This is a genomic window from Gilliamella sp. wkB112, assembly GCF_001690685.1.
GTDB lineage: Bacteria > Pseudomonadota > Gammaproteobacteria > Enterobacterales > Orbaceae > Gilliamella > Gilliamella apicola_J.
Map to the genome: position 1 here is coordinate 271,279 of NZ_LZGL01000013.1, position 21,839 is coordinate 293,117.

Sequence of the window (21,839 nt, forward strand, 5' to 3'; positions counted from 1 at the left end):
AATTTTTTTAAATCTATTTGTGCTTTTTTACCTATTTTATGTTTTATTTTTGTTGGTAAATCTATAAAATACATTTTTTTGAATTGCTGAAGAATTATTTTTTTAGCAGGTAATGGTGTTTAGATTATCGTTTATGCGACATCCTAACAATAGAGAGATAAGATGAACAATCCTTCAAAAGAAAAAGTAGAGGAAGTACTTCGAAAAATTAATTGGGCGCAAGAGATTTTAAATTCTGTACAACAGAATGTAAATGATCCCCAAATTGGCAATGTGCTTTCTGGTATTGCGTTTATTATGAATTCAGCTTCAATAGATGCTGAAACGTTATATCAATTGATTAAGTAAAGGGAAATCCTTTTTTATCAATATATTCCGTCACCCATGGGTGACGGAATATTATTGTTTAATTAGATTCAGTTAAATAAGTGGTAACATCTGTTAGTGGCCAACGGGTATGCGAACCAGGTTCATTAACTCGATAGCCAAAAGCCAAGCAAAGTCCTACCCCAAATGTTTCCTTACTAAATGATGCTATATTATTTTCTAATATCTGAATGAGTTTGCTGTGTTCAAACCCACCAATTGTACAAGAATCAATTCCTCGGTAAGCTGCGGCTGTCATCATATTGGCACTGGCAATATAACCTTGCATTTCTGACCAATGGTTGATACTTAGTCCCTCAGCTAAACCTTGTTGATAAAAATTAATAAATGCTTGGCAGGCAATATCAATAGCAGTTTGATCTGTAGCATCGGGTAAAGTGCGCGCAATAGTGCGGCGTAAATAGTCACTTTGTAAAGTAAAATTATTGGCTTTACGATAAAGGACTATCACAAAATGTGAACAGCTAGTTACTTGTTCTTGATTATAGCAAGCAGTACGTAACTGTTTTTTTAGCTCATTATTATTAACCACAATAAAATGCCAAGGTTCCATACCAAAAGAAGATGGTGATAGTCGACCAGCTTCTAATATATATTCAATATCTTGTTGATTAATTTTTTGAGTGTCGTCAAATTTTTTACATGCATGCCGAAAATCGAATGCTTGGGCTAATTTATCCATATTTTCTCCTAAGATTTTGTACTCCATGGCGCTACTTTAACGAGTAATAACATACCAGGAATAGCTAAAATAAAACATAACCAAAAGAAATTTGTCCAACCTAAATAGGCAGTGAGAATTCCTGACATGGAATTAATAAGTGTCCTTGGAATAGCTGAAAAACCAGTCAATAAAGCAAATTGAGTTGCAGTAAATAATGGGCTAGTGTTTTTTGAAATATAGGTAACCAAAGCAGTAGCTCCCATCCCAACACCAATGGATTCACAACTGATTACTGTGGCGAGTATAATTAATTGGATATAACTAATAGAAGGGAAAGGCCCTTCGTAAGATAGAAACACGAAACCTAAAATAGAAAACATTTGTACAAAACCGGAGATCCATAATGAACGGTTTAATCCGTATTTAGAAATGATAACTCCTCCGAGTAGTGCTCCTAATAAACTAGGCCAGACTACAGCATTTTTGGCTACAGTGCCAATATGCCTCATTTCATAATTCATATCTAAATAAAAAGGCGTTGCTAGTGAGGTGGCCAGGCTATCTCCAAGTTTATACAGAGCAACAAAAGCTAAGATAAATAATGCATTAGTTAGCGTTAATCGACTAATGAACTCGTTAATAGCTTGCTTAAAAACTGATTTTTTAGTTTGAATCACATTGTTGTGGTTTGGTTCTTGTAACATTATTGTAATAATTAGCATTGGGATGATAAATGCTGCGGTGAAAGCAAATACTTCTATCCAAGACAAATAGTCAGCTAGAATAAGTGATAACCCTCCGGGTATAAATCCGGCTATACGATAGATATTAATATGTATACTATTTCCACTACCTAGTTCATCATCGCTCAAAATTTCTCTTCGATAGGCATCGATAGCAATATCTTGGGTAGCTGAAATAAAAGCAGTTAACAAACTAAAAAATACAATCAACGTAATATTGTTGCTGGGGGTTAGAAAACCATACATGGGCATAATAATTAACAGCCCAAGTTGGGTTAAAAGTAGCCAACCTTTGCGGTATCCTAATGATAAAGGCGATATGCGATCTAATAAAGGTGACCAAAGAAATTTAAATAAGTAGGGGACTTGAGTTAATGTGAAGGCGCCAATAGTTTTTATATCTACGCCACCGACCTTTAACCATGCAGGAATTAATTGAATAATAAAGAAAAATGGTAATCCTGAACAAAATCCGGTATAGACACATAACAACATTTTTCTATTAAAAAAAGAAAGAATTAATTTTTTATTCATTATTTAACAATATTGGTCAGTTTTTTAGCAAAGTGCTATCATAGCATACCAGAAAAAAAATAATCGTTAAAACCAGTATACCTTTTAGTAAAAAACATCAATGATTTATCTATTGATAATAGATGTTAGTTCATGTCAAAAATTTTTAATAATATTAACAAGTAATAAAGTTTAGTTGAAATTAATTAGCTATTAATAAATAAGCAAAAGGGGTGTTGCAGAATGAAGAGTTCTATGAAAGTTGCTGTATTTAGTAGTAAACATTACGATAAAGAACATCTAGAAATCGCCAATAAAAAATTTGGTTTCGATATGGAATATTATGAACATAAACTCAGTCATAAAACAGCCGTAACTGCACAAGGGTTTGACGCCGTTTGCGTGTTTGTAAATGATGAAGTCGATAAAAAAGTCTTAAAAATTTTAGCTAATTGTGGTGTCAAAATTTTAGCTTTACGCTGTGCCGGCTTTGATAATGTTGATTTGACTGAGGCTAAAAAATTAGGCATAGCTGTGGTGCGTGTACCCGCTTATTCACCCGAGGCTGTTGCTGAACATGCAGTAGCATTAATGATGACTTTAAACCGTCGTACACATAAGGCTTATCAACGTACCCGCGATGCTAACTTTTCACTTGATGGTTTGACCGGATTTAATATGCATAATCGTACTGCTGGGGTGATTGGTACAGGGAAAATAGGTCAAGCGGTGATTCGTATTCTTAAAGGTTTTGGTATGCATATTTTAGCTTATGATCCTTATCCAAATGATACTGTGGTTGAACTAGGTGGCCGATATGTGGAACTGGATGAGCTTTACGCTAAATCAGATGTGATTACTCTGCATTGCCCAATGACTCCAGAAAATTATCACCTACTTAATAAAGATTCATTTGGCAAAATGAAAAATGGCGTGATGATTATTAATACTAGTCGCGGAGCTTTGCTTGATGCCACTGCAGCCATTGAGGCATTAAAACAGACTAAAATCGGTTCGTTAGGTATGGATGTTTACGAAAACGAACGTGACTTATTTTTTGAAGATAAATCCAATGATGTGATTTTAGATGATGTTTTTCGTCGTTTATCGTCATGTCATAATGTGATTTTTACAGGCCATCAAGCCTTTTTAACCCAAGAAGCTTTATTAAATATTTCAGAAACGACTTTGACTAATATTAAGCAAATAGCCGAAGGGCAAGAATGTCCTAATATTGTCAAATAATCTGCAATTTTTAATAAACTGTTTATTTTTTAATTAACTATAATATGGATATTTTTTTATGCAGCGTATTGTTATTTTTATTAGTGTGATAGTGTTATTGACGGCCTGTAGTAGTGAGCGTCCTTCATATACACCTATGGAAAAGCATCGAGGGCACACCAATGTTAAAGGTGGTGTTTATCTTGAACATGATCATGATCAAACTGAAGCTAGTAAAGTTCCATTGGCGGTAGATAAAGAAAAATTCATTGATAGAATGGTTAGTAAACATGGCTTTAATCGTCCTCAATTACGTGAAGTGCTGGCACAAACCAACAAACTTGATTGGGTAATTAATTTGATGGATAAACAAGCACCTAAAACCGGCACATCTACTGTACCAAATGGTGCTTGGATCCGTTATAAAAATAAATTTATTACTCCAAGTAATCTGCCAAAAGGTGTTGATTTCTGGAATAAATATCAAAGTGAATTACAACGGGCCTATAAAGAATATGGTGTACCGCCAGAAATCATCGTCGGAATTATTGGTGTTGAAACCGGCTGGGGGCGTGTCATGGGGAAAACTAAAATTATTGATGCGTTATCAACATTGGCCTTTTATTACCCAAGACGATCAGAATATTTTTCGAATGAGCTAGAGGACTTTTTAGTTATGGCTCGTGATGAAGGGGTGGATCCTTTTGATTTATCAGGATCTTTTGCCGGTGCTATGGGCTATGGACAATTTATGCCATCCGCATTCAGAAATTATGCAGTTGATTTTAATCATGATGGTCATGTGGACTTATGGGACCCCGTGGATGCAATTGGCAGCGTAGCTAACTACTTTAAAGCTCATGGTTGGCAACGTGACAAAAAAGTTGCCGTTATGGCTGATGGTCAAGCGTCTGCATTAGATAATGGCTTTAGTACTAAATATTCGGTCGAAACTTTAGCTAAAGCTGGGTTAAAACCACAAAGTTCTTTAGATGGTTATCATGAAGTAAGCTTATTGCGATTAGATATGGGCGATCGTTATCAGTTTTGGTATGGATTACCAAACTTTTATGTGATCACGCGCTATAATCATAGTACTCATTATGCTATGGCGGTTTGGCAGTTGGGATTGGCAGTAAAAGATGCTAGATAATGATTAGTTAAATAACTACATAGTAAAGAATCATTAAAGGTCGCACAGGTTGTGACCTTTGTGATTTAGCAAGTGGTAAATAATACTGTCCTGCTGAGTGAATCGTGATACTGCTTGTGACTAAGAAATTATTAGTTTTAATGCAATAAATAATAAAAAGACGCCGAAAAATTTAATTAATTTATTTATTGATAATTTTTGTGCGATCTGAACGCCCACTTTAGCCATTGGCATGCTTGCTAACATGATGGTAAATATTGCTGGCAAATAAACAAAACCAAGACTATATTCAGGCAAATCTTTAATATTCCAACCCGCAATGATATAGCCTATTGTGCCACCAATCGCTACAGGTAAGGTGAAGGCCGCTGAGGTACCAATCGCTTTGCGCATGTTAATTCCACATTTTTTTAAAAAAGGCACGACTAAAACACCACCGCCAACGCCAACTAATACAGCAAAAAAACCAATTAGAGCTCCAACTAAAACATAAATACTGTTGTTTAATGAAGAAGGAATAGATGGTTGTTCTTTGGAGACTTTGTCGGTTTTGAAAATAAATTTGCAACCAGTATAAATAAGAAACACAATAAAAATCCATTTTAACCATACTCCCGGAATATATGGGGTAATGTAGGCACCACCAATAGTACCGATAATGCACCCTAACACCATTTTTTTTAAGATCGACCATTCTATATTATGATTTTTATTTTGCATCCAACTTGATGATAGGCTGGTACCAATGATTGTAGCCAAGGATGAAGCAACGGCAATATGATTGGTCCAATGACCGCCGGGATAAAAATGATCTAATGTAAATATCAAAGCAGGGACAATTAAAGCACCACCACCAATACCAAACATACCGGCTAAAAGACCAGCACCTACACCTACACAAATCAAAAGCAAAAGTTCAAGGAACATCGACTAAGTTAGACTTTTAAGAAAAGTTACATTGATTGTACAACTGAAAAATTAATTAAGCTACGAATTAATAGTAATTTTCAATTAGGTGAATTTTTTAAGCCTTTTACATTTAAGTTTATGTTTTAATGAAAAAAAACTGATATACGTGACACCGTAATTAAAATATTTTATATTATGGCGAATTTTTTACATTACGAACTAGCCTAATATGTTTGCAGAAATAATTAGTGGGGCAATGATTTCAGGAAGTTTAATAATTGCCATTGGAGCACAAAATCTATTTGTGTTGAAACAAGGATTGTTAAAAAATCACATCTTTTTTGTATCAGCTATCTGTTTTATTTGTGATTTCATTTTGATGACCATTGGGGTATTAGGTATTGGTACCTTTATAAGTAATAATCCTTTAATTACTAATATATTAGCAATATTAGGGGCATTATTTTTAATATGGTATGGAATCGGTGCTTTTAAGAGTGCTATTCAAGGAACCAGTAGTTTGCAAGTTGACTCCCAAGATCCTCAAAATAAGCGCTTGCTCAATGTGATTTTTTCAACTTTGGCAGTTACTTTGCTCAATCCGCATGTATATTTGGATACCGTAGTTATTGTTGGAGGTATTGCTGGTACCTTAACTAATCAACAAAAATTAGCTTTTTTGATTGGTGCTATTTGTGTTTCATTTATTTGGTTTTTCGGCATTGGTTATGGGGCGAGGTTATTCACACCATTATTTAAACAAAAAAGGATGTGGGTTATTTTAGACGGTTTAGTTGGTTTAGTTATGTTTTACATTGCTTACCGATTAGTTGCATTTGTAGTATAGGGATAGTTAACATCAACCTATTGGTTGATGTTACTGTTAGACGGTTTTTAATTTAATCAATCTTTTTGTAAGCTTCACAGGCTTGACGCATATTTTTATCACAAGCTGATTTGAAGTATTCTTTGGCCTTATCATCACTTTTTTCTATGGCATTGCCTTCATAATACATCATACCAAGATCATACTGAGCGGCAGCTGATCCCCGACCTGCTGCTTTTTCAAACCAAGTTTTGGCTTGATCTAAATCTTGATTCACACCACTACCATTAGCAAACATTATCGCTAAATTATATTGAGCATTAGTAAAATCTTGCAATGCTGCTTTTTCATACCAGACTGCAGCTTGAGCTAAATCTTGGGTTGTGCCTTTGCCATTTTGATATAAAAAAGCTAGTCTAAACTGAGCAGCGACAACATTGTTATTGGCTGCTTGCAGATAATATTCAAAAGCATTGCGGTAATTTTTTTTGCTACCTTGCCCTAGTTCACTCATTAGTCCTAAATTATATAAGGCATTTACTTCTCCATGCTCAGCTGCTTTTTTAAACCATTTTTTGGCATCGGAAAAATTTTGTTTAACGCCATGACCTTCGTAATACATTGAGCCTAGTTTATATTGAGCCGGTGCATAATCTTGCTTAGCAGCTTTTTCATACCAACGTGCTGCATTAACAAAGCTTTGTTCAACACCATGACCATAATCATACAGCATGGCTAAATTGTATTGAGCTTCCACTAGTCCTTGTTTAGCTGCTTTTTCAAACCATTCTTTCGCCTGCTCATAATTTTGTTTTACACCTTGACCTTCATTATAGGCTATGCCTAATTTATGTTGAGCAATGGCGGTGTTTTGTTCAATGGCATCTTGATAAGTTTGATCAAATACTGATGAAGTAGCTGCTTCTTCAGCCAAGACTGGAAAGTTAAAACAAAAACATAGCGTAATTGTAGTAAGTAACTTTTTCATTATATTCCTTGTTATTTTATTATATTCCTAATATTGCATCTATTTAGTTATTTTGTATAGATGAATTAATTAACTTTTTGTGTTATTTACTTATACTAGATATAGTTGTTGTTATTCTTAAGTTAAGAATATCAATATTATCATAATGATATAAGTTAAGCGTAGCAAAATTCGTTATCTTGATTCGTATAAAGGCTGGATTAGTTTTTTTCGGGATAGATAAACGTCAAGAGCAATTACTTGGTATGTATTATGCCTTATCCATGTATAATTAGGTTTATAAGTAAAGATTAAATAAATTTAATTGATTAAAACTTGGTAGAAAAAGTGGTGGGTCGTGAGCGATTCGAACGCTCGACAAACGGATTAAAAGTCCGCTGCTCTACCGACTGAGCTAACAACCCATATAGAAAACAACTAAAATTGGTGGGTGATACCGGGTTCGAACCAGTGACCCCCTCCTTGTAAGGGAGGTGCTCTCCCAACTGAGCTAATCACCCCAAATGTTTCATTTCAGAAACGTCACGGTAAAGATTGGTGGGTGATACCGGGTTCGAACCAGTGACCCCCTCCTTGTAAGGGAGGTGCTCTCCCAACTGAGCTAATCACCCTTACCGTGTGGATGTGCATTATAAGGCACGCCTTATTTCAGTCAACCTTTTTTTTACAATTTCTGTGAAATTAACCTTGTTCGGTGTAATTTTAAACATTTTTTGGATGCTATTACGCAAAACGTTTTTTTTCTGATTTTTATTTATTCAATAGTCATTAAACTTGATAGATATTTTTTGTTTAATAATTTAATCACTCATGAAGTTAATGAATAAAACTCTAGTCATAATTTATATTGCACCAGCAATTTTGCGTTATAAAGTAATTAAATCGATACAGAAAAGATCCACTACTAATCAATCAGTTTGGATTGAATATGATTATCAAAATATGACTGACATCGACTTATGGATAAATGATTTACTACAGAATATTCCTCGGCACGCCCAGTTTGAATTACATTTAGATTCAAGCTATTTGCAAATCCAATCATTAGATTTACCAGATGAAGAATTGAAATCGCATGAAGTGATTTTATTTGTTGAAGCTTCAATTTATAAATTATTTCAATTATCCGTGAAAAATGTGTATTTCGATTATGTAAATTGCTTAGAACAACCAAAACAGATTATGGTCGCAGCATGTGATCATCAATATATTAATAATTGGCTTAATATATTTGCAAAATATAATGTGGTGATTACTTTTATCGGTGGGGATGTTGGCTCAGGTAAAGTTAATTTTTTACCTTGGCGGCAACAACAGCAAAAAAAACAACAATTACAGTTGACTATAATTATTGTCAGTTTTATTGGTATTCTTTGTTGTTTGTTTTGTTATTGGTGGATCCATGCACAAAATAAGTTAGATTATTATTCTTCACAAGTAAATTCGCAACAGAATTTACAGCAAAAACTAGAGCAAGAGTTGTCAAACTATTTACCCAATCCATCAACAAGTCAAAAACAAATTCAACAATCGTTACAATTAATTTCTGAACAATTACCCGATGCCATTTGGCTGCAGTCATTTACCTATGCTTTACATACTATAACCTTAACTGGCAAAAGTTTTAGTTATATAGAGATTACTAATTTTAATGAGCAATTATCACAAAACAGTAATATTAACCGTAGCCAAGTTAATTCTGTTGCTACTAATGCTAAACAGTTGTTATTAGAAATGGAAATTAAACTCAATGAATAGTGAATTTTTTTATCGTCCTTTATGGCAGCAATATTCCTGCTGTTTTTTGTTTTTTTTATTTTTATTTGGCGTCGGTTATTTGCTGGTTATTGAAGATATTAAACAACAAGCAGATCAGCAAATACAACAATATGATGAAAATCTGACTAAAATTGACCAATTACAAGCAAAAATAAATCGCTATAAGTCGAGTAAAAACCATTTATTAAGTACGATTTCTGAAAAAGAGTTGGCGCAAGCTTTAGCACAACATCACTTGATTTTACGTACTTTTAAGTACATTGAAATTGATGATACCGTCAATTGGGACATTGAGCTTAATGGTGAGTTTGCCGATTTTATGGCTTTGATGACCTCGTTTAATGATGATTATTATTATCTCGATTTCCAGCATCTAATGATCAGTAAACATGAGTCTGAGTTACAAATAGCTTTTACTTTATTGTTTAAAAAGGGAGGTTAAGTGAAACCGCAATTGGCAATGGTAGTGCTGTTAATTTTTAGTGAGTTATGCATTAATATCAGGGTTGCTTTAGCTCGAGACCCATTTATGCAATCTTATCAAATCTCATGCGATGAACAAGCAACTAATCTATTGAAACAAATACAAGTTTGGCAGTTCAAAGGATTGATAAAAAATAGTGATGCTAGTTATGAGCAGCTATGGTTATTTTCAGATAATCAGTGGTTAGCAATAACTGCTAGAGTTATTCCTAATATTTTATTTCCCTGGCAAATTCAAACTTTAGTTACTGACAAAATTGTATGGCAAGCCAATTTGGCGGATTATTGTCATGATGTGGTGCTATGGACTATGCAATTAAATAAGTAATATTTTCCTTTATTAGGACCTAACATGCGAAATAGATTGCAAAAATTTACGACAACTATGGTGAATAAATTTTTAGTGATACTGCTTTTGGGGAGTCTCTATGGCAATATCAGTATTAGTTTAGCAACCCACAAAAAATCCCTTGATACTAGTGAACCCAAACAATTGATCTCAATTGAATTCTATCAAACGGATATAGCTATTATTTTACAAGCTTTAGCGGATAGTAAGCAGATGAATTTAATCATAACTGATGATTTATCCATTAAACAGACAATTAAACTACAACAAGTTGAGTGGCATAAAGCTCTTAATATCATTTTGAATTCGGCTAATTTACAAGCTGAAATCGAAGATAATATTTTATTCATTTCGAAAGCTATCGATCCTGAAATTGCCTATCAAAAACAGCTGTTGGTGAAAAAAGAGCAGGAACAGAAACAGCCTCTAGATTCTTTATTATTAACAGTTAATAATATTGATTTAACTACATTACAGGAAACAATTCAACAGCAAGGATTGCTGTCAGAACGAGGTAAGGCAGTTATAGATAAACGAACTAATTCACTTATTATCACTGATTTAACCCAACAGTTTGATGGTATTAAAAAGCTAGTTAAAGTAATGGATAAACCAATGCCACAAGTACATATATCCGCTCATATTGTGACTATGAGTGATGAAAGTATGTCAGAGCTTGGCATTAAATGGGGGTATTCCGGGCATTCTTCACAACTATTGGATAAATTTGATGTTGGTTTAGGTGTGCCTAATCCTACTACTACGGTTGGTTTTAATTTAGCTAAGTTGTCGACAAGTTTATTAAATTTAGAGTTATCAGCATTAGAATCAGAAAATCAACTCGAAATAATCGCCAGTCCAAACTTATTAACCGCTAATCAAAATATGGCATCCATAAAGCAAGGGACTGAAATCCCTTATGAAGTTTCTAGCGGTAGCAATGGAGCCACATCTATTGAGTTTAAACAAGCTGTTTTAGGATTAGAAGTTACCCCAAAAATACTAAGTGATAAGCAGATGATTTTAGATCTATATATCACCCAAAATACAACCGGGCGTTCTATAAAGCGGAGTGATGGTGGCGAAGCATTAGCCATTGATACTCAGGAAATAAAAACGCAAGTACAAGTTAAAAGTGGTGAAACAGTGGTACTTGGTGGTATTTTTCAACAAATTAAGAGCAAAGGCAATAGTAATGTTCCAGGAATGAGCGAAGTACCAATTATTGGTAATCTGTTTAAAAATTCTAGTAAAAGATTGCAAAAACGCGAATTAGTGATTTTTATTACACCACAACTAGTTGAGTAAATAGCAATGGAGTTGTATCATATTGCATCTTGATTTAGCCTTGGGTTTGACACCTAAATTAGATCGCCAAATTTCAAGTAAGTTGTTGTTATTATAACTAATTAAAAATAGAGAAAATTATGTTTCGAGTTGTAGCTTCAGATTTAGATGGTACTTTATTAAATGCAGACCATAAACTATCATCTTTTACCAAACAAGTTCTACAAGCATTACGACGAAAAGGTATTCAGTTTGCTTTTGCAACGGGAAGACACCATATTGATGTGGCCCAAATGCGAGAAAATATGGAAATTGATGCTTTTATGATAACTTCAAATGGTGCTAGAGTTCATGATAGTGCTGGCGAATTAATTTTTAGCCAAAGTATTGATCCTTCATTAGTGGTTGAAATCGCACATATGTGTATTGATGATCCATTGGTTTATACTCACCTTTACCGTGGTGATGACTGGTTGGTTAATAGAGAAGATAGCTTTTCTCTTGCATTTCATAAACATACTAATTTTTCATATCAGTTATTTGATCCGTTTAATATTGAAACAGATAATATTGCTAAAATATTTTTTACCACTACCGATCTTGCGCTGCATCCACATTTAGTTAAGTTAAAAAATCGTTTGCAACAACAATTTGGTAATAAAATCAGTGTGGCATTTTCAACCCTTAATTGCCTTGAAGTTATGGCTGAAAATGTTTCAAAAGGCAGTGCTTTGAAAAAAATTGTCGAAAGATTGGGACTTGATTTACAAGATGCTATCGCTTTTGGTGATGGTATGAATGATTTAGAAATGCTAAGTATGGCTGGTAAAGGTTGTTTAATGCAAAATTCAAGTCTAGATTTGCTTGCTCGCTTACCTAATAATGAGGTAATTGGTTCAAATGTTGATGATGCTGTGCCCCATTATTTGCAGAAGTTATTTTTTAATTCATAAGTTTGTTGGATATGAATATTACAGCTGATAAACAACTAAATACCCTTGGACTACGTTGTCCGGAACCAATTATGTTAGTCCGTAAAACCATAAGAGAGCTTACTGTAGGGCAAGTACTTTATATCATAGCTGATGATTATGCTACCGTAAGGGATATTCCTAGTTTTTGTCGTCATATGGATCATAAATTAGTGGCATCAAAAGTTGATGGCAAACCTTATCAATATTGGATTCAAAAATCACATTAGTCTTGTTACTGCCATGCCAAGAAGTTTCAGGTCTGCTATATGTTTTAGTCAATTTAATTCAATTTGCCTTAAATAATAGTTCAATGTACGCCAGTCGTTAGGCTGAATACTATCAATCATTAGTAACAATGTTTGTCGGTTGCCATTGTGGCGAGATTTTAAATTTATAATAATTAAAAAACGAAATAATAAAGGTTTACGCATAATATGCCAGCGCTGTTTATGCCAATAAATTTGGTGAATATAATGAAATAGTGCCAATTCTCCTTTGATAGTATGTAAATAGTGAAAGCTACGCCACCATTCTATTGCCAATATCAATATAATTACCATTGTAAAAGCGTTTAAACAGGTGTCAGCCAATAGTGCTAGACTTATGATAATTAAGGTTAAATAAAAAATACCCGAAATGACTAATAGTAGGTATGAAACTGTGAGTTTGGTACTCCACATAATTACAGCTCAGATTGAGTAAAACTGAATTATCTCATGATTTTGTTAAAAATTACTTAAAATAATGACAAAGATGGGAGATAATACGCACATTTGACTAACACTGGTTTTGCAGATGAATAGTTAAGTGTTTTCTTAATTATAATTAATTGGCTTATTATTCATTATGATATAAATATATGTTAAAACACTTAAAGGAAGGGGGGGGACAGAAATTTTCTGTTGCCCTTGCTTTTTGCCTTCAAGAAATTAGATAGGAATGATTTGTGATATTAATTAGAGTATTAAAGATTCTTCTAAAAATTTTAATTGGTTGTTTACTTTGTGGTTTAGCCATAGGTATTGCTGGTTATGCTTATTATTCAAAAGACTTACCTAATGTGGCAACTTTAAAAGAAGTGCGCTTACAAACACCATTACAAGTACTGAGTAAAGATGGTGAGTTGATTGCGATTTTTGGTGAGCGCCGACGCACACCTTTAAAATATGATGAAATTCCACCATTAATGGTGAATGCCATCATTGCTACTGAAGATGCAAGGTTTTTTGAACATTATGGTATCGATCCAATTGGTATTGTTCGAGCTATGTATGTTGGATTGAAACAAAAAGGTTTTTCACAAGGTGGTAGTACCATTACTCAGCAAGTAGCTAAAAATTTCTTTTTAACTCCAGAAAAAAGTATTTCCCGTAAAGTTAAAGAGATGATTTTGGCCATTCGTATGGAAAAAGAGTTATCTAAAGAGGAAATTATGGCCTTATATCTAAATATGATCAACTTTGGATCTAGGGCATATGGTGTGGCTGCAGCTTCATATACTTTTTTTGGTAAAACACCCGAGCAATTGACGGTGGATGAAGCGGCTTTGCTTGCCGGATTACCTAATGCTCCTTCTGCTTTTAACCCTATTGCTCACCCAGATAAGGCATTAACGAGGCGTAATTGGGTGTTGAGTCGTATGTTAGATCAATCTTATATTACTCAGGCCCAGTATGATGAAGCAATAAACAGACCATTAAATGCAAGCTATCATTCACCACAAATTGAATTTTCGGCACCGTATGTAGCGGAAATGGCACGCCAATTTATGTATGATAAATTTGGTGAAAATGCTTATACGGATGGTTATAAAGTATATACAACCATTTCTAAGCAAGATCAGGTTGCGGCGACTGATGCTGTGCAAAAAAATATAATTGATTATGATATTCGCCATGGTTACCGTGGTGCCGAAAAAGTTTTATGGAAAAACAATGAGTCGCCTTGGAATGAAGAACAAATTCAACAAACATTAGATAAGTATATTTGTTACAGTGGTATGTGCCCGGCTGTGGTGACTAAAGCCAGCGATAAAGAAGCTGTAGCGGTTTTATCAGATAAAAGTAATGTTGCCATTTATTTTCAAGCCATGAAATGGGCGCGTCCATTTATTAGTGATACTCAACAGGGTGCATTCCCTAAAAAAGTAACTGATACCATAAAAGTAGGGCAACTTATTTGGGTTAAAAAATCTGGTGATAATTGGGAGCTAGCACAGATCCCTGCCGTAAATGCTGCATTGGTTTCACTTGATTCTGACAATGGTGCAATTAAAGCTATTGTTGGCGGTTATGATTTTAACTTAAGTAAATTTAATCGGGCTACTCAAGCATTGCGTCAGTTAGGTTCCAATATTAAGCCGTTTATTTACACTTCTACATTAGAAAAAGGCCTAACTATGGCCACCTTGCTTAATGATGCTCCTATTGTACGGACCAGTGGTAGTGAAACTTGGAGCCCTAAAAATTCACCACCTAATTATGCCGGGCCGTTACGAATGAGAATTGGTTTAGGTATGTCTAAAAATGTAATGATGGTCAGAGCGCTACGAGCAGTAGGTATTGATTGGGTTGCAACTTACTTGGAGCGTTTTGGCTTCCCTAAGGAAAATATTTCACATAATGAATCATTAGCCTTAGGTTCGGCATCATTTACCCCCTTACAAGTTGCTAGAGCTTACTCTGTGATTGTTAATGGCGGTTACTTGATTACGCCTTATCTAATTGAAAGGATTGAGTATAATAATGCAAACGGAATTATTTATCAGCATCAACCAGTTATCGCTTGTCATACTTGTTCCGAAGATATTGATACAGATGAAGCCACACCTGTAGCGTTGAATAATGTTGAGGATGAGGCCAATCAATCTGGTAATGAAGAACCGGAACAGGCAAATTTAAAAGCAGATGATCATTTAATTTTACCTAATATAAATGATGATAAAACTAATGATTCAACTCCAAAATATGCGCCACACACGTTAAACAGTGGTATAGCATATATTATGAAAGATGGTTTGCGAACTACCGTTTTTGGAGGTTCGGGTTGGCAAGGTACCGCTTGGCGGGTTAAGGCTTTAGGTCGAAAAGATGTTGGTGGTAAAACCGGAACCACCAACGCTTCCAAAGACGTTTGGTTTTCAGGATTTGGTGGCAATATAGTAACCACAGTTTGGATGGGATTTGATGATCACCGTCGTGAGTTAGGGCGAACTTTTCGCGCTGAAGCTGGTGCTAACACTGCCAATCCAGTTTGGGTCGATTATATGAAGGTAGCGCTAAAAGATGTGCCTGAAAAAGAAGATCCACAACCAGAAAATGTTGTTACCGTAACCATTGATCAAAAAACTGGTTTGTTACCACAACCTGGTTCGCAAACTATGTCGGAGTACTTTATTAAAGGTTCAGAACCGACTCAATATGCAACACAAGAAATCGGGACTAAAGTAACGGATTCCGAAGGTAATACTTCAGAATTATTTTAATTTGGATTGATGATGAGTGGTGCAATTAGAATAATTGGTGGTAAATGGCGTGGTCGTAAATTGTCGGTACTCGACAAGCCTGGTTTACGGCCAACAACGGATAGAGTTAAAGAAACTTTATTTAATTGGTTAATGCCAGTATTACACAATAGTATTTGTTTAGATTGTTTTTCAGGTAGTGGTTCTTTAGGCTTTGAAGCTGCATCACGAGGTGCAACAAGTGTAACTTTACTTGAAAAGGACAAACAAGTAGCTCAACAACTTGCTAAAAATAAACAACTGTTGGCGAGTAATGTGATTAGTATTTTTCAAACTGACACCTTGATTTGGCTTAGCAAAGCAGCATTAACACAATTTGATATTGTGTTTATAGATCCGCCATTTCATCATTCTTTGGTTGCACAGACGGTTAATCAACTGGAAGAGCATAACTGGCTTAAGCCGTCTGCTTATATTTATATTGAAACCGAAATTGAGCATAATGTGATGGCATATATTCCTACTAACTGGCGCTTACATCGAGAAAAAACCGCCGGACAAGTGCATAGCCATCTTTTTATAAGAGAAAGTATTTAATGTTTGTATTAATTGGTAAAATTCTATATTCCTTTATTTGGTTGTTTTTGGTCTTTAACCTGATTCACCCTTATCCAAGGCCTGCTAATATTGTTGCCAATATTGGTCTAATTGCTTTTGTTGTTATGCATGGCTTGCAAGCATGGATTTTACATTCAACCATGACCAACCAAGAGAAAGAACAAGATAAATTTAAAGTATTGCGTTTGTTTTTATTTGGTGTTTTTGAATCACTCAGTTGGAAAAATAAAAAATAAAGGGCAAAAACAGTTGCCAGATACAAATATTTTTGTATAATGCTCAGCACTTCCTTTGATGCCTTCAAAGATGCGGGAATAGCTCAGTTGGTAGAGCGCAACCTTGCCAAGGTTGAGGTCGCGAGTTCGAACCTCGTTTCCCGCTCCAGACATTCTTTCATGGAGCGTCACTGATGTTCACCAAGCAGTCAAAACTCTTTCTAAATCAAAACATTTTGTGTGTTGATTGTGCGTAGAGGTGTATTGCCGTTTACCCACTGCTACACAAAAATGGTACATTCAAAGATACATTGAAATCCATAAGTGGTACATTCGCATTTTTGACTGACATTTGATTTTGCATTCCCATAACAGAAATCTCCTTAAATTCTTCATAGGAGAACTTTTATGGCACTTACTGATGCAGTTGTGCGAAACAGCAAACCTCAAGCAAAACTCTATACCCTTAAAGATATTCAAGGTCTATCATTATATATCTCCCCTACAGGTAACAAAGCGTGGCATTATCGTTATACCTTTGAGGGTAAACGTAATCGTGTTTCATTAGGTCAATACCTCGATATCTGTCTCAAAGAAGCCCGTCAAAAATGCGAAGATGCCCGTTTTTGGGTTAAAAATGGCTTTTCTCCTCATTTATCTCATGCCATTGAAACAAGTAACAGGGGTGAGATTGTTGAAGTAAAGGTCAAAATAGAAACCTTTGAACAGTTTAGTGCCCGCTGGAAACTCTTTAAATTCAGAAAGCTTGGGCTGGATATCCAACACAAACGGCAAAGCACCCATATCCAGATAGAACACTATATGCGAATAGACCTCTTACTTGCTTAGGTCGTATTCCCTTAAATGAAATCACCAAAGCCGATGTATTAAAGGTATTGCGTCATATCAAAAGGCGAAGGACTTTATCCATTGCAGAAAAATGCCGCTGTTGGCTCAATGAGATTTTTCGTCATGCCATTGCCGAAGGTATTATTGAAACCAATCCTGCGGCTGATATGGACATTCTAGCCTTACCCTAAAACCAACCCTACATAATCCCTACCTCACCATACAATAGTTACCCGAATTCTTAGTAACACTAGAACAATATCAAGGTTCACTCCAAACCAAGCTGGGTATCAAGCTCCTATTCCTGACAAGGGTTAGAACGGGTGAACTCAGACTCGCCAAACCAGAACATTTCTACTTAGAGAATAATTTATGGAAAATCTCCGCTGAACTCGTCAAACAACTCCAGAAAAGGGCCAGATTTCCACAAGGTATTTACAAAGTTAGATGGCATAATAGTCCTAAATTTGGTAAATCACCGAATTTGTATAATAGCTAAGTTCCTTATACTCGTTATATCCTAATTCATGGTGGTAATACTCTAGCGCATACAGATGGTTGTTTACTAACGAGTACAATAAAGTCAACAGACTTTGTAGGTGCTAACCAAGCTTAATTAACAGAGTTTAAAAACTATCTAAATAAAGTTGATATTGATAAAATAAAAATTATTATTACTAGCGATCTTTAAGGAAATACCTCATGTTACGTACATTAGTACTTGTTGTATTGATTACTTCTTCGATGGTCAGTTTTGCAGACCAACCAACACATAATGTGATTATCCCGCAAAATAGCACTATTAAATACCTTGGCGAAAACGATGGTACTTATAAGTTTCAAGGTCAAATGCAACTCACAGGCTTACTAAAAGCTCGTTGGGGTAAAGATCTTCCCGGAGATAAACCCAATAAAAAAATCTATCTACAGTTTTTACCTACAGAAAAACAAGCTACATTATTACCCACTATTAATGATCAATACAGAAATAGCAATCAAATGGTTTTACTTAATTCAGAAAAATCTTTAGAGAGTAATAAAAAAATAGTAGAAGCAAATTTTAAAGATATACCAGCTACATTTTGGAAGAATCAAGAAGGTATATTACAACAACCGATGACAATCATTATTGATAACTTTAAGGCAAATGATGACTGCGATTACAGATATTATTATGCCAACATAGTGTCGATTAAGACAGTGGCAGATATAGAACCAGTTATTCAAGAAAGACGAGGTTGTAATAGTTATATTTTTGAGGATATTTACATGATTCATTCAAAAGAAGGTTACACCAACCTAAGAAAAGAAGCTAATGGTAAATCAATAGTAATTCAGAAACTAACTAATGACACTTTAGTAAATAAAGTAAGAATAGAGGGTAATTGGTACTACATCAATGTTCTTAACGCAGGTGAGCAAACAGATATCAATGGTTACGTCCATAATAGCCAAGTTATACGGGCTGATTAAAAGGAATGACCTATGACAAACACCTATGCACTAATTGACAGAGTAATGCGCCAAATTAATGCACAGGTAGATGTTATTGGAGCTATACAGCAATGGCGAATAGCTAAGCCAATTGCTGATTTGCAAGAGCAAGTGACAGAGTGGCAAATATTTTTTAAAATAGAAAATATACCTTGGTTTTCAAATAAATCATCTATACTAACCACAAAAAAAGCTCAAAGTTCTTTACAAGAGCTACTATTACAACCTACCGTATTATTCAATACCACAAGTTGATGATTACACAGGGCGTATTGCTTCTCGTCAAATACAAATTGTGTTACCACCCCAGTTAATGAATAAAACCATTGGGTTAGAAATACTCTTTATAGAAGATAAATTCCCGCTAGCCTTTTGGCGAGATGATAAAGTATTAGGCAGTGGTGAAAGCGATATATATGGTTATGCCTATCAATCCACCTTAGAAGAAGGTTATAGCCGTAGTTATACTAGCTTTAATCAAGAACTTAATGAAGCGGTAAGTCAACTTAATAATACTGATCAGGCGCAACAGGCAGAGAAACCTGCTATTAAATAGGGAGCTGAAAGAGTAGAAGAACAACCTATTGTTTGGGAAACTGATTTTATGTACGATGATGCACCATGGATCGATGCTATTCATAATGCTGAACTAGTTATCCATTACCCAGATGATATACTAAGCCCAAGGGTAGATGGAAAAGGTTATCGCTTTAAAATAAGTAATCTTGATTTTCCTGTAGTATCAATGGGGCAGTTAACCTATAATAATGTAGATACCACCAAACCAACACGTAATGAATTATTAATAGATACTTCTAACCAGAAGAAATGTACTACTATGACCTTATTAGACCCAAAGGAAGAAGTTTAATTTATGGCCAAATACCCAGACTATACTCAGATGATGGAGTGGCATTTTGATGAGCCTACTATTTTAAGTTGGCAAATTAAGACCATCGCTCATCAATGGCAGAAGTTTGGGTATTTTTTAATAGTGTTATTGACTTTAGGTTGTTTAGGGCTTTTATCCAGTGTTATTGCTTATCTCATTACAGAGCCTATAACTGCTTTAATTATAGCTGTCTGGTCTTCTGCCTTTATTATTATCCCCGCTTTATTTTTATTTGGAGAAGTAAGGCGTAAATGTTGGATGGTATACCGGTTTACTCAGAGTGGGGGGGAGCTGTATCTTTGGCACGCTTATCCTAAAAGTTTATTCTGGCTAATAAGATTGCTTTTTGTAGGATTAGGTGTTGGTGTATTAGTTACAGGTATTATTACAAAAATGGGGATTTTAGCGATAGCAGGCCCTGTCAGTATTGCTTTAGCTTTAGGTTCTGTAGCTATTACTAAAAAATATGAAGAAGAAATGAAAGCTTTTACCACTTGGAGTATTGAATGGTCAAAGATTACACAAGCAACTTATGATCAAAAACGTAATGTGTTTACTTTACATTATGTTTATCCTCCTTTTACTATGCAAGAGAGAAATGAGTTTATGGCTCAAGGTTATACAGATGCTCGCATAGATAATATTATTAGAGAGTGGGATTTTTATATATTTCCTACTCCAGAACTAACTAGTCAAGTAATCCAATTAGTAGAAAGCTCTTTACAAAAAGGTGTAACACTAGAACATAAAAAAATTACTTTACCTGAGGTAGTTTAGTTAAGGAACTATGGCTAAATATCTAGACTATACCCAAACAATGGAATGGCATTCAGATAAACCAGTTATTTTAAGTTGGCAAATTAAAACCATCGCCCATCAATGGCAAAAATTTGGGTATTTTATAATTTTTGTAATGGCTATTTGTATGGTAGTTTTTTTAGCTATTTTAATTGTAGGTTATGAGGATTGGGGAACACCTTGTATGCCTTTAGTTGTTATGGGGATTGGGGCACTGCTATTATTTGGAGAGGTAAGGCGTAAATGTTGGATGGTATACCGGTTTACTCAGAGTGGGGGGGAGCTGTATCTTTGGCGCGCTTATCCTAAAAGTTTATTCTGGCTAATAAGATTGCTTTTTGTAGGATTAGGTGTTGGTGTATTAGTTACAGGTATTATTACAAAAATGGGGATTTTAGCGATAGTAGGCCCTGTCAGTATTGCTTTAGCTTTAGGTTCTGTAGCTATTACTAAAAAATATGAAGAAGAAATGAAAGCTTTTACCACTTGGAGTATTGAATGGTCAAAGATTACACAAGCAACTTATGATCAAAAACGTAATGTGTTTACTTTACATTATGTTTATCCTCCTTTTACTATGCAAGAGAGAAATGAGTTTATGGCTCAAGGTTATACAGATGCTCGCATAGATAATATTATTAGAGAGTGGGATTTTTATATATTTCCTACTCCAGAACTAACTAGTCAAGTAATCCAATTAGTAGAAAGCTCTTTACAAAAAGGTGTAACACTAGAACATAAAAAAATTACTTTACCTGAGGTAGTTTAGTTAAGGAACTATGGCTAAATATCTAGACTATACCCAAACAATGGAATGGCATTCAGATAAACCAGTTATTTTAAGTTGGCAAATTAAAACCATCGCCCATCAATGGCAAAAATTTGGGTATTTTATAATTTTTGTAATGGCTATTTGTATGGTAGTTTTTTTAGCTATTTTAATTGTAGGTTATGAGGATTGGGGAACACCTTGTATGCCTTTAGTTGTTATGGGGATTGGGGCACTGCTATTATTTGGAGAGGTAAGGCGTAAATGTTGGATGGTATACCGGTTTACTCAGAGTGGGGGGGAGCTGTATCTTTGGCGCGCTTATCCTAAAAGTTTATTCTGGCTAATAAGATTGCTTTTTGTAGGATTAGGTGTTGGTGTATTAGTTACAGGTATTATTACAAAAATGGGGATTTTAGCGATAGTAGGCCCTGTCAGTATTGCTTTAGCTTTAGGTTCTGT

Annotated in this window: 27 protein-coding genes and 4 tRNA genes; 23 read left to right on the plus strand and 8 right to left on the minus strand. The window is 34.8% G+C overall.

The window, feature by feature from the left end:
* The first annotated feature begins 162 nt into the window (after positions 1-162).
* Positions 163-348, plus strand: coding sequence for a hypothetical protein (locus tag A9G12_RS06160; protein WP_065564980.1), 186 nt, complete (start codon positions 163-165; stop codon positions 346-348).
* 58 nt (positions 349-406) lie between these two features.
* Here A9G12_RS06160 and A9G12_RS06165 read toward each other — a convergent pair whose 3' ends face one another.
* Positions 407-1,069, minus strand: coding sequence for an NAD(P)H-dependent oxidoreductase (locus A9G12_RS06165; protein WP_081299678.1), 663 nt, complete (start codon positions 1,067-1,069; stop codon positions 407-409).
* A gap of 8 nt (positions 1,070-1,077) precedes the next feature.
* Positions 1,078-2,328, minus strand: coding sequence for an AmpG family muropeptide MFS transporter (locus tag A9G12_RS06170; protein ID WP_065564982.1), 1,251 nt, complete (start codon positions 2,326-2,328; stop codon positions 1,078-1,080).
* Between the two features lie 234 nt (positions 2,329-2,562).
* Between A9G12_RS06170 and A9G12_RS06175 the strand changes: the two genes are divergently transcribed.
* Positions 2,563-3,552 carry a 2-hydroxyacid dehydrogenase gene (locus tag A9G12_RS06175; RefSeq protein WP_065565020.1) on the plus strand — a complete coding sequence of 330 codons (990 nt, stop codon included), beginning with the start codon at positions 2,563-2,565 and terminating at the stop codon, positions 3,550-3,552.
* 58 nt (positions 3,553-3,610) lie between these two features.
* Entirely contained in the window at positions 3,611-4,684 is a 1,074-nt protein-coding gene (gene mltB, locus A9G12_RS06180; protein ID WP_065564983.1) for a lytic murein transglycosylase B, read from the plus strand.
* A gap of 120 nt (positions 4,685-4,804) precedes the next feature.
* Here the strand turns inward: mltB and A9G12_RS06185 are convergent, their stop codons facing one another.
* Positions 4,805-5,611 carry a sulfite exporter TauE/SafE family protein gene (locus tag A9G12_RS06185; protein WP_065564984.1) on the minus strand — a complete coding sequence of 269 codons (807 nt, stop codon included), beginning with the start codon at positions 5,609-5,611 and terminating at the stop codon, positions 4,805-4,807.
* Positions 5,612-5,822: 211 nt separating this feature from the next.
* Here A9G12_RS06185 and A9G12_RS06190 point away from each other — a divergent pair, with 211 nt between their 5' ends.
* Complete coding sequence (locus A9G12_RS06190; RefSeq protein ID WP_065564985.1) at positions 5,823-6,440, plus strand: LysE/ArgO family amino acid transporter; 618 nt, start codon at positions 5,823-5,825, stop codon at positions 6,438-6,440.
* 52 nt (positions 6,441-6,492) lie between these two features.
* Here the strand turns inward: A9G12_RS06190 and A9G12_RS06195 are convergent, their stop codons facing one another.
* The 4 genes from A9G12_RS06195 to A9G12_RS06210 form a co-directional block, all read right to left on the minus strand.
* Complete coding sequence (locus tag A9G12_RS06195; protein WP_065564986.1) at positions 6,493-7,407, minus strand: SEL1-like repeat protein; 915 nt, start codon at positions 7,405-7,407, stop codon at positions 6,493-6,495.
* A 328-nt stretch (positions 7,408-7,735) separates the two neighbouring features.
* Positions 7,736-7,811 (minus strand) — tRNA-Lys (locus tag A9G12_RS06200).
* 20 nt (positions 7,812-7,831) lie between these two features.
* A tRNA-Val gene (locus A9G12_RS06205) sits at positions 7,832-7,907 on the minus strand.
* 35 nt (positions 7,908-7,942) lie between these two features.
* A tRNA-Val gene (locus A9G12_RS06210) sits at positions 7,943-8,018 on the minus strand.
* A 208-nt stretch (positions 8,019-8,226) separates the two neighbouring features.
* On the opposite strand from A9G12_RS06210, the gene A9G12_RS06215 reads away from it, so the two are divergent.
* The 6 genes from A9G12_RS06215 to tusA all read left to right on the plus strand — a co-directional run bounded on the left by A9G12_RS06215 (position 8,227) and on the right by tusA (position 12,506).
* Positions 8,227-9,165 (plus strand): PilN domain-containing protein, encoded by a 939-nt coding sequence (locus tag A9G12_RS06215; RefSeq protein WP_065564987.1) that lies wholly within the window; start codon positions 8,227-8,229, stop codon positions 9,163-9,165.
* Positions 9,158-9,628, plus strand: a complete 471-nt coding sequence (locus tag A9G12_RS06220; protein ID WP_065564988.1) for a hypothetical protein — start codon at positions 9,158-9,160, stop codon at positions 9,626-9,628. Before A9G12_RS06215 ends, A9G12_RS06220 begins: the two co-directional genes overlap by 8 nt.
* Positions 9,629-9,997, plus strand: coding sequence for a hypothetical protein (locus tag A9G12_RS06225; protein ID WP_065564989.1), 369 nt, complete (start codon positions 9,629-9,631; stop codon positions 9,995-9,997). It abuts the gene before it with no gap.
* Positions 9,998-10,021: 24 nt separating this feature from the next.
* Positions 10,022-11,326, plus strand: a complete 1,305-nt coding sequence (locus tag A9G12_RS06230) for a secretin N-terminal domain-containing protein (protein ID WP_218056587.1) — start codon at positions 10,022-10,024, stop codon at positions 11,324-11,326.
* Positions 11,327-11,445: 119 nt separating this feature from the next.
* Positions 11,446-12,258: a Cof-type HAD-IIB family hydrolase gene (locus A9G12_RS06235; RefSeq protein ID WP_065564990.1), complete on the plus strand. Its 813-nt coding sequence runs from the start codon at positions 11,446-11,448 to the stop codon at positions 12,256-12,258.
* 11 nt (positions 12,259-12,269) lie between these two features.
* Positions 12,270-12,506, plus strand: a complete 237-nt coding sequence (gene tusA, locus A9G12_RS06240; protein WP_141674115.1) for a sulfurtransferase TusA — start codon at positions 12,270-12,272, stop codon at positions 12,504-12,506.
* A 48-nt stretch (positions 12,507-12,554) separates the two neighbouring features.
* Here the strand turns inward: tusA and A9G12_RS06245 are convergent, their stop codons facing one another.
* Positions 12,555-12,959 (minus strand): protein YgfX, encoded by a 405-nt coding sequence (locus A9G12_RS06245; protein ID WP_065564992.1) that lies wholly within the window; start codon positions 12,957-12,959, stop codon positions 12,555-12,557.
* Between the two features lie 275 nt (positions 12,960-13,234).
* Between A9G12_RS06245 and A9G12_RS06250 the strand changes: the two genes are divergently transcribed.
* From A9G12_RS06250 to A9G12_RS06305, 13 genes are all read left to right on the plus strand, one after another.
* Positions 13,235-15,763, plus strand: coding sequence for a PBP1A family penicillin-binding protein (locus A9G12_RS06250; protein ID WP_065565022.1), 2,529 nt, complete (start codon positions 13,235-13,237; stop codon positions 15,761-15,763).
* A 12-nt stretch (positions 15,764-15,775) separates the two neighbouring features.
* Positions 15,776-16,339 (plus strand): 16S rRNA (guanine(966)-N(2))-methyltransferase RsmD, encoded by a 564-nt coding sequence (gene rsmD, locus A9G12_RS06255; protein ID WP_255306583.1) that lies wholly within the window; start codon positions 15,776-15,778, stop codon positions 16,337-16,339.
* Positions 16,339-16,596 carry a DUF1145 domain-containing protein gene (locus tag A9G12_RS06260; protein WP_065564994.1) on the plus strand — a complete coding sequence of 86 codons (258 nt, stop codon included), beginning with the start codon at positions 16,339-16,341 and terminating at the stop codon, positions 16,594-16,596. The genes rsmD and A9G12_RS06260 overlap by 1 nt, the downstream gene beginning before the upstream one ends.
* Positions 16,597-16,668: 72 nt before the next feature.
* Positions 16,669-16,744 (plus strand) — tRNA-Gly (locus A9G12_RS06265).
* Between the two features lie 239 nt (positions 16,745-16,983).
* Positions 16,984-17,424, plus strand: a complete 441-nt coding sequence (locus tag A9G12_RS06270; RefSeq protein ID WP_065564995.1) for an Arm DNA-binding domain-containing protein — start codon at positions 16,984-16,986, stop codon at positions 17,422-17,424.
* Positions 17,425-17,471: 47 nt separating this feature from the next.
* Positions 17,472-17,615 carry a phage integrase central domain-containing protein gene (locus A9G12_RS12340; protein WP_176701747.1) on the plus strand — a complete coding sequence of 48 codons (144 nt, stop codon included), beginning with the start codon at positions 17,472-17,474 and terminating at the stop codon, positions 17,613-17,615.
* A gap of 511 nt (positions 17,616-18,126) precedes the next feature.
* Positions 18,127-18,897, plus strand: a complete 771-nt coding sequence (locus A9G12_RS06275) for a hypothetical protein (protein ID WP_065564996.1) — start codon at positions 18,127-18,129, stop codon at positions 18,895-18,897.
* Between the two features lie 12 nt (positions 18,898-18,909).
* Positions 18,910-19,173: a hypothetical protein gene (locus A9G12_RS06280; protein ID WP_065564997.1), complete on the plus strand. Its 264-nt coding sequence runs from the start codon at positions 18,910-18,912 to the stop codon at positions 19,171-19,173.
* Between the two features lie 58 nt (positions 19,174-19,231).
* Positions 19,232-19,474: a hypothetical protein gene (locus A9G12_RS06285; RefSeq protein ID WP_065564998.1), complete on the plus strand. Its 243-nt coding sequence runs from the start codon at positions 19,232-19,234 to the stop codon at positions 19,472-19,474.
* A 48-nt stretch (positions 19,475-19,522) separates the two neighbouring features.
* A complete protein-coding gene (locus A9G12_RS06290) occupies positions 19,523-19,789 on the plus strand; it encodes a hypothetical protein (protein ID WP_065564999.1) in 267 nt (88 codons plus the stop codon).
* Positions 19,790-19,792: 3 nt separating this feature from the next.
* Positions 19,793-20,587 (plus strand): hypothetical protein, encoded by a 795-nt coding sequence (locus tag A9G12_RS06295; RefSeq protein ID WP_065565000.1) that lies wholly within the window; start codon positions 19,793-19,795, stop codon positions 20,585-20,587.
* 10 nt (positions 20,588-20,597) lie between these two features.
* Complete coding sequence (locus A9G12_RS06300; RefSeq protein WP_065565001.1) at positions 20,598-21,377, plus strand: hypothetical protein; 780 nt, start codon at positions 20,598-20,600, stop codon at positions 21,375-21,377.
* A gap of 10 nt (positions 21,378-21,387) precedes the next feature.
* The coding region (locus A9G12_RS06305) for a hypothetical protein (protein WP_141674116.1) at positions 21,388-21,839 on the plus strand (452 nt) is incomplete at its 3' end.

Excerpts from the sequence above, each read along its gene's own strand:
- A9G12_RS06275 (WP_065564996.1), top strand. The coding sequence starts at position 18,127 with ATGTTACGTACATTAGTACTTGTTGTATTGATTACTTCTTCGATGGTC.
- A9G12_RS06300 (WP_065565001.1), top strand. The coding sequence starts at position 20,598 with ATGGCTAAATATCTAGACTATACCCAAACAATGGAATGGCATTCAGAT.
- A9G12_RS06290 (WP_065564999.1), top strand. The coding sequence starts at position 19,523 with ATGTACGATGATGCACCATGGATCGATGCTATTCATAATGCTGAACTA.
- mltB (WP_065564983.1), top strand. The coding sequence starts at position 3,611 with ATGCAGCGTATTGTTATTTTTATTAGTGTGATAGTGTTATTGACGGCC.
- A9G12_RS06295 (WP_065565000.1), top strand. The coding sequence starts at position 19,793 with ATGGCCAAATACCCAGACTATACTCAGATGATGGAGTGGCATTTTGAT.
- A9G12_RS06185 (WP_065564984.1), bottom strand. The coding sequence starts at position 5,611 with ATGTTCCTTGAACTTTTGCTTTTGATTTGTGTAGGTGTAGGTGCTGGT.
- tusA (WP_141674115.1), top strand. The coding sequence starts at position 12,270 with ATGAATATTACAGCTGATAAACAACTAAATACCCTTGGACTACGTTGT.
- rsmD (WP_255306583.1), top strand. The coding sequence starts at position 15,776 with ATGAGTGGTGCAATTAGAATAATTGGTGGTAAATGGCGTGGTCGTAAA.
- A9G12_RS06220 (WP_065564988.1), top strand. The coding sequence starts at position 9,158 with ATGAATAGTGAATTTTTTTATCGTCCTTTATGGCAGCAATATTCCTGC.
- A9G12_RS06280 (WP_065564997.1), top strand. The coding sequence starts at position 18,910 with ATGACAAACACCTATGCACTAATTGACAGAGTAATGCGCCAAATTAAT.
- A9G12_RS06235 (WP_065564990.1), top strand. The coding sequence starts at position 11,446 with ATGTTTCGAGTTGTAGCTTCAGATTTAGATGGTACTTTATTAAATGCA.
- A9G12_RS06285 (WP_065564998.1), top strand. The coding sequence starts at position 19,232 with ATGAATAAAACCATTGGGTTAGAAATACTCTTTATAGAAGATAAATTC.
- A9G12_RS06160 (WP_065564980.1), top strand. The coding sequence starts at position 163 with ATGAACAATCCTTCAAAAGAAAAAGTAGAGGAAGTACTTCGAAAAATT.
- A9G12_RS06165 (WP_081299678.1), bottom strand. The coding sequence starts at position 1,069 with ATGGATAAATTAGCCCAAGCATTCGATTTTCGGCATGCATGTAAAAAA.
- A9G12_RS06270 (WP_065564995.1), top strand. The coding sequence starts at position 16,984 with ATGGCACTTACTGATGCAGTTGTGCGAAACAGCAAACCTCAAGCAAAA.
- A9G12_RS06260 (WP_065564994.1), top strand. The coding sequence starts at position 16,339 with ATGTTTGTATTAATTGGTAAAATTCTATATTCCTTTATTTGGTTGTTT.
- A9G12_RS06245 (WP_065564992.1), bottom strand. The coding sequence starts at position 12,959 with ATGTGGAGTACCAAACTCACAGTTTCATACCTACTATTAGTCATTTCG.
- A9G12_RS06170 (WP_065564982.1), bottom strand. The coding sequence starts at position 2,328 with ATGAATAAAAAATTAATTCTTTCTTTTTTTAATAGAAAAATGTTGTTA.
- A9G12_RS06190 (WP_065564985.1), top strand. The coding sequence starts at position 5,823 with ATGTTTGCAGAAATAATTAGTGGGGCAATGATTTCAGGAAGTTTAATA.
- A9G12_RS06230 (WP_218056587.1), top strand. The coding sequence starts at position 10,022 with ATGCGAAATAGATTGCAAAAATTTACGACAACTATGGTGAATAAATTT.
- A9G12_RS06175 (WP_065565020.1), top strand. The coding sequence starts at position 2,563 with ATGAAAGTTGCTGTATTTAGTAGTAAACATTACGATAAAGAACATCTA.
- A9G12_RS06215 (WP_065564987.1), top strand. The coding sequence starts at position 8,227 with ATGAATAAAACTCTAGTCATAATTTATATTGCACCAGCAATTTTGCGT.
- A9G12_RS06195 (WP_065564986.1), bottom strand. The coding sequence starts at position 7,407 with ATGAAAAAGTTACTTACTACAATTACGCTATGTTTTTGTTTTAACTTT.